Source organism: Pelovirga sp. (assembly GCF_059864205.1).
In genome coordinates this window covers 1-5,839 of sequence record NZ_JCBCBS010000111.1, presented here as the reverse complement: position 1 = coordinate 5,839, position 5,839 = coordinate 1, and the positions used below count along the sequence as shown (strand labels likewise).

The 5,839-nt window shown below is 48.9% G+C and carries 9 protein-coding genes; 2 read left to right on the top strand and 7 right to left on the bottom strand.

Annotation, left to right across the window (positions count from 1 at the left end; genetic code table 11):
* Nucleotides 1–68: 68 nt before the first annotated feature.
* The 5 genes from AC6F7T_RS07305 to AC6F7T_RS07285 all read right to left on the bottom strand — a co-directional run bounded on the left by AC6F7T_RS07305 (nt 69) and on the right by AC6F7T_RS07285 (nt 3,928).
* The gene (locus AC6F7T_RS07305; RefSeq protein WP_500717431.1) at nt 69–1,001 is read right to left on the bottom strand and encodes an NAD-dependent epimerase/dehydratase family protein; all 933 of its coding nucleotides are present in this window, start codon (nt 999–1,001) and stop codon (nt 69–71) included.
* A 393-nt stretch (nt 1,002–1,394) separates the two neighbouring features.
* Nucleotides 1,395–2,273 carry a nucleotidyl transferase AbiEii/AbiGii toxin family protein gene (locus AC6F7T_RS07300; protein ID WP_500717429.1) on the bottom strand — a complete coding sequence of 293 codons (879 nt, stop codon included), beginning with the start codon at nt 2,271–2,273 and terminating at the stop codon, nt 1,395–1,397.
* Nucleotides 2,260–2,808, bottom strand: a complete 549-nt coding sequence (gene abiEi, locus AC6F7T_RS07295; RefSeq protein WP_500717427.1) for a type IV toxin-antitoxin system AbiEi family antitoxin — start codon at nt 2,806–2,808, stop codon at nt 2,260–2,262. Before abiEi ends, AC6F7T_RS07300 begins: the two co-directional genes overlap by 14 nt.
* Nucleotides 2,809–3,164: 356 nt before the next feature.
* A complete protein-coding gene (locus tag AC6F7T_RS07290) occupies nt 3,165–3,644 on the bottom strand; it encodes a type II toxin-antitoxin system VapC family toxin (RefSeq protein ID WP_500717425.1) in 480 nt (159 codons plus the stop codon).
* On the bottom strand, nt 3,641–3,928 hold the full coding sequence (locus AC6F7T_RS07285) for a type II toxin-antitoxin system prevent-host-death family antitoxin (RefSeq protein ID WP_500717424.1): 288 nt from the start codon (nt 3,926–3,928) through the stop codon (nt 3,641–3,643). Before AC6F7T_RS07285 ends, AC6F7T_RS07290 begins: the two co-directional genes overlap by 4 nt.
* Before the next feature lie 402 nt (nt 3,929–4,330).
* On the opposite strand from AC6F7T_RS07285, the gene AC6F7T_RS07280 reads away from it, so the two are divergent.
* Together AC6F7T_RS07280 and AC6F7T_RS07275 are read left to right on the top strand one after the other, a co-directional pair.
* Nucleotides 4,331–4,561 carry a type II toxin-antitoxin system PrlF family antitoxin gene (locus AC6F7T_RS07280; protein ID WP_500717422.1) on the top strand — a complete coding sequence of 77 codons (231 nt, stop codon included), beginning with the start codon at nt 4,331–4,333 and terminating at the stop codon, nt 4,559–4,561.
* Complete coding sequence (locus AC6F7T_RS07275) at nt 4,551–4,892, top strand: type II toxin-antitoxin system PemK/MazF family toxin (RefSeq protein ID WP_500717421.1); 342 nt, start codon at nt 4,551–4,553, stop codon at nt 4,890–4,892. The genes AC6F7T_RS07280 and AC6F7T_RS07275 overlap by 11 nt, the downstream gene beginning before the upstream one ends.
* Nucleotides 4,893–4,998: 106 nt before the next feature.
* Here AC6F7T_RS07275 and AC6F7T_RS07270 read toward each other — a convergent pair whose 3' ends face one another.
* Both AC6F7T_RS07270 and AC6F7T_RS07265 read right to left on the bottom strand, forming a co-directional pair.
* Nucleotides 4,999–5,652, bottom strand: a complete 654-nt coding sequence (locus tag AC6F7T_RS07270; RefSeq protein ID WP_500717420.1) for a nucleotidyl transferase AbiEii/AbiGii toxin family protein — start codon at nt 5,650–5,652, stop codon at nt 4,999–5,001.
* The coding region (locus tag AC6F7T_RS07265; protein ID WP_500717418.1) for a hypothetical protein at nt 5,606–5,839 on the bottom strand (234 nt) is incomplete at its 5' end. The genes AC6F7T_RS07265 and AC6F7T_RS07270, both read right to left, overlap by 47 nt.

Below are 5,839 nucleotides of genomic sequence, written 5' to 3'. Positions count from 1 at the left end.
ATCAACATCCCCCTCTATTTAAGTATGTACTCAATTTTGATTATTTCATCAGTGTTTATCTGCGTCCATCAGCGTTCATTTACTGCTTTTTTCAAAGCAGCATCCACACTTACCGGCGGTGTCCACCCCAGCACCTCCCGTGCCTTGGAAATATCCACCTGCAGATTACCGCATAAACGCTGGGCCATGGCCTGTTTGCCAAGCAGTTGCGCTCCGAGCTTGAGCACCGACATGGGCACCGAAATCAGGCGCGCTGGTTTGCCCATGGCCTCGCCAACGTGGCGCAGCAGATCCGTGGTGGAGAGGTCTTCACCATCGGCGACGAGAAAGGTCTGGTTGGCGGCGGCAGGGTGGTCGACGCAGGTGATAATGAAATCAACCAGGTTGTCGAGGGCGACCAGACTGCGTTCGTTGTGAATGGCGCCCAGCGGCAGAGGGATGCCTTTGCTGATCCAGCGCATCATGCTTTGGAAATTTCCTTTGACGCCGGGGCCATAGACCAAGGGCGGACGGATAATCACCACCTCTAGACCGGTTTCTTCCGCCAATCGCAGCAACCCATCTTCTGCCTCCTGCTTGGAAATGCCATAAGGGTCTTGCGGTTGGTGCGCATCCTGTTCGGTGAAAGGATGATTGGCGATCGTTTCTTCGCCGTTGACTTTAACGGTACTGAGGAAAATGAAGCGTTTGACGCAGGCGGCTGCAGCTTGCCGTGCCAGATTAAGGGTAGCATCAACATTGACACTGCGGAACTCGGCTAATGGATCACTGCTATTGTCTTTCATGATGTGAACACGAGCGGCGAGATGGACGACGGTGTCGATACCTTTGAGTGCTTCATCCCAGTGAGTATCTGGGCCGATGTCACCGACCACCACTGAATTATTAACGGATGATGGCTCGCGAACAGCACAGCGAAGATTACGCCCTTCCGCCAGCAAGCGGGAACAAAGTCCACGACCGACAAAACCTGTGGCGCCAGTGATTATGATTGTGGGCATAAGTTTCGCCTCAGTACTTAAGTACGGCTAATAGAACGCAGATAAAAACTGATTAACGCAGATAAAAATCAAGTGTTTTGGTTTTTAAACCCTCAGATTCATGCTTTTAATTATAAGCATTTATCTGTGTTCATCTGCGTTCAAAAAATTGCTTTTGCGGCTTTGTGTGAATATAACGAACTCTTTAATTATTTAAGAGCGTCCCCCATGAGGTGCTCAGCAATTAAGTACGGCTAATTGAACGCAGATAAAAGCTGATTAACGCAGATAAAAATCAAGTTTTTTGGTTTTTAAACCCTCAGATTCATGCTTTTATTCATGAGCGTTTATTTGTGTTCATCTGCGTTCAAAAAATGCTTTTGCGGCTTTGCGTGAACATAACGGACTATTTAACTATTTAAGAGCGTCCCTCATAACCCTCATAACCTGATGGCAACTGTCCAACATCAGATTGACGAGATAATCCCAGAATGCCTCCTGTTCCAGGGTTTCAGCAACGACCAACGGAGGCAAAAATCGTCGCATTTCCGACAAAAAATCCTTCCGGCAAGAAAGACTTGTCGACAGCAATTGATAACGCTCGGTTAATTGATTTAAGAAATCAGCTCGATCGAGTTGACGATCATCAACCTTGAGCAGCACCAGATCCGCCGATAAAACAATACCCTGCTGACTCAGCCAGGCAATATCCCACAGATCACGATTCTTCAAACGGTTTGGGCGCATGGCGAAGGCGACAATTTTGTCGGCAAAAATCTCTTCGCGACTCTGCGCCTGCACAATCAACCCCGAAGTGCCCATATCCACGCCATAATGATTACGCACCATCACGGGTTTGCGATCATGGCTGCCAAGCGCACAAATATCGATATTGATGCGCTGTGCCTGCAGCTGTTTACGTTCTGGGCGTGTTGTCATCCTCAGTTTCCAGGTAGCGACATTGCCCTCTTCGCGAACCGGCTCACTCACAGTGACCGGCAAACCGTATTTCATCTCCAGCCTTTTGACCAGAACCGATCCCAATTCAGCCAGGTCGTCCTTAACAAAATTGGCTCCACCGTTAAAATCCAGATCCTCACTTAAACGAGATGAGCCGTAACAGGTACGCAAACAGGTACCACCGATAAACGTCAGTTGGTGCAAAAATCCGGCTTTGCTCATCTCCCGCAAAATATCGTGATGGAGCAGTTCTTTTTCCACCACAACCCGCAACGGAGCAAACTGGGGGCTATTGCGCAGTGCTTCATCCACCAGTTGATCAAACAAGCTCATCGGCTAAACTCCAATCCACCAGATCAGTACTGCGACGTGTCAGGTTCATGTCATGTAGCGCCAGGGCAACAGAAGCACACCACAAGTGCCGATCAGGATCATAATGTAACTGGTCGGCAACATCGGCGGGTCTGCGTTTGGTGTGGACAAACTCAATGTGCCCAAAACGCCCGCAATTGACAATATGGCTACGCCCTGCGGACATCAGAGTAATCCAGTTCAGTGGAATCTGGGAAATCACTCCGGCATCACTTAAAACCGTCTCTAGGCTTATATAGTTAAAGGTGTCGGCGCGCAGCTTTGCAGCGACATGAAACAACACCAGACCTGCGGGATAATTCACCCGTGGATACAGATAAATGCCCTTGCAAACGCGCTGCAGTACCCCGGTCTTATGTGCCCGGCTGAGCAACGCCTTGAATGCACCTGAAGTTAATCCAGGAAGTGATGCACGCAAATCGGCAGGGGTAAAAAGATAAGATGTCTCATCGGCAAGCATGTCGAGAGTTTGACTGAGTTGCCTTAAAGGCTGCATACAGATTCACCTGGTATACATTTAGTTACATTTAGTGTCACCTGATGTATACCATCCCATTCCGGAGAATTCAATTGGAGAGATATTTATCTTAAGGTGTCATCATCGGTAACAAAGTAGCCGCCCTGAGGCGAGACGCCAAGGCGCGAAGACAGGCTAACATTGAACGCGGATCAACACGGATTAACACAGATAAAAAACAAATGCTTTGGATTTTAGAACCTCAGATTCACGCTTTTATTCATCAGCGTTTATCTGTGTTCATCAGCGTTCAAAAAAATGCTTTTGTGACTTTGCGTGAATATAACGGACTGAGTGCTGAGTGCTGAGTTTTCAGTCCTCAGCACTATCCTTTCTCAGTACTCAGTACTATATTTTCTTTTTTTTCCGGTTATGGATGCGAACTCAGTTTCAGAGGGGATCACGGAAAAACCTTCGGCATCCGCTGCATCGCGCAGCCGCTGATCGAGGCAGACAAAAACCGCCCCCTGTGGTTTATTTTCACACCAAACCAGAGCAGCGGCCAACTGCAAAGAATCGGCTGCAGACAGGGGGTGTCTCCTGAGCAGGAGTCGCGCCGTATCGCGAACCTCATTAGATGGAGCCATTTCGTTCCAGTTTTCTGCTGCCGCATCGAGCTGTTCGCGGACTTTCCTCTCTTCGTCGTGACTGATTTTCCCGGTTCGACGCGCTTTTGCAACAGCCGAGGTGCACTCAACCGATGTCCCCCACCAAACGATCATAGCCCTGTCTTCTGCGAACATCCGGCGTGCTGTGGCCGAAAACCCCTCCTCCACCAACAACGGGATAATCGCACAACTATCCCAAAATCTCACCTCTCATCCCTCTCTTCAATCAGCGACGTACGTACCGCCCCCTGTGGGTCGACAGGCCCCTCTTGTGTCCAAAAGTCAGCCTGGAAGCCTTTGCCCGCCCGTGCCAGGCCGGCGGCTTCGAGCTTCGCCATGTTCGTACCTTCGCCGGCCTCGTCGCGTTGCAACGGGACGATCTTTGCGAATGGACGGCCACGATCCGTCACCAGGATCTCCTCGCCCGATTTGACCTTTCTGAAATATCCACTTGGAGACTTTTTCAGTTCGCTCACCGATGCGCTTTCCATAATGCTCACCTCCTTGCATTAAGGACTACTATGGTCTTATCAAAAAGACCTGTCAACATCTCTTTTTTAGGGAATGTTAGTACCAAGATCAGAGTGTTCTGTGAAAGAAATTAGCCGGCCTTCTTTCGCTCTTTCCGGTTCTTGTCGCTTTGCGTGACACCAAAATCATCTCACGCCCGTTCGCTGCCGCTCACTCAAGGCGCCAAGGCGCGAAGAAGACCGGAAATCAGGGCTTTTTGGTTTTAACCCAAAAAAGATTTACAGGCATGTCTGGCTTTCCTTTGCGACTTTGCGGCTTTGCGTGACCAAAAGCATCTCACGCCCGTTCGCTGACGCTCACTCAAGAGCCATCTTGCGCAACAGACCTGGTAATGCTAGTATTACCAGCAAAGGAGGCTTATCATGGCGACGGCAACCAGTAAACTCACATCCAAATATCAAGCGACCATCCCGGAACCGGTGCGTAAAGTTCTTCAGTTAAAAGCGGGGGATGCCATAACTTTTGACATTGAGGACAACCAGATTCGCCTCAGAAAAGCGCGCCCCATAGACCTCCACTTTACCAAGGCACTCGAACAAACCCTCAGTGAATGGGAATCGGCCACAGATGAGGAGTCATATCGTGACCTTTAATGCCTTTGATATTGTTGTTGTACCCTTTCCATTCACCGACAAAGCCACAAGCAAACGCAGACCTGCACTGATTCTATCCGACGCAGAAGCGTTTAATCTGCAGGCCGGTCATACGGTTATGGCGATGATCACCAGTGCAAAAAATTCAGCTTGGCCGCTGGATATCGATATCCAGGACTTGGATTCAGCAGGTTTGCCCACACCTTCTATTATTCGCATGAAATTATTCACCCTGGATGAAAAACTGATTATAAGAAAAGCGGGGCAACTTGCCAAACCCGATCAGAAAAAAGTCATAAAAGCGCTTCGCCTGCTTCTTCCCTTTGTGTGATGAGCGCCGATGGCGCTTGTTGAAAGTTGAAGGTTGAAAGCTGAAAAAAACCTCCTCAACACTCAACGGCGCTACGCGCCTATCAACAGGCATCTCCGGTGCCGCCTCAAACCTCAACAGCCCCACCCGTACCAATCTGCTGTTCGAAATAGTTGCGAATGTCTTCCTTGCTCAACTGACTGACCGGTTCAAGGTGGTCAATGGAATCATCTTCAATGTCATCAATATAGGTCAGCGCGATACAGAACAGCTTCATGGTCAGCCCCGGCACAACCTGCCTGGCACAAGAAAAAAGCTCTGGTATGCCCATGACCTTGTTCGCTATAAAGAAAAGATCATAGTAATCACGATATTTTGCCCGCAGAAAAAGAACATGAACCTTCATCGCGGCAATTGATTCGAGGGTGGCGATATTCAAAGGTTGCGGCGCAGCCGGCTGCAGAAAAGTCCAACGGGCATTATAAAACGTTACTTTAACCCCGTTGATCAGCACATCCAGTTGCTCATCACTTTCATTCAAAATTTTCAGTGAATCGAAAGTACCGCAATAAGCTAAAATAATCTGCCGATCAAAGGTGTCAGCAAAAGTATAAAAGTCGAGATCCTCACTTTTCCGGTGCCCCAGATAAAGTGCCAGCGCCGAACCACCGACCAGGCTGAAGTCCTTTAGAAATGGCGCTGACTCAGCAAACCGGTAGAGAAGGTTCCTGGTATTATCCTGCAAGCAGTCGAAGTTTTTCGGCTCGCACACTGGGCCCATCGGCAAAATCCCTCGCTTCAACATTCATCTTCAAAAAGGTTCGGGCGATGAAATAATTCAATTTTTTAAAGCGCGTATCATTCTTCAGGCGATCCTGCCAGATCATCATGATCTCACGCTTGCCGAACAAAGCAAACAGGGCATGAAGATCAATCAGATCTCCATATTTCAGGATTGTCTCAATCAA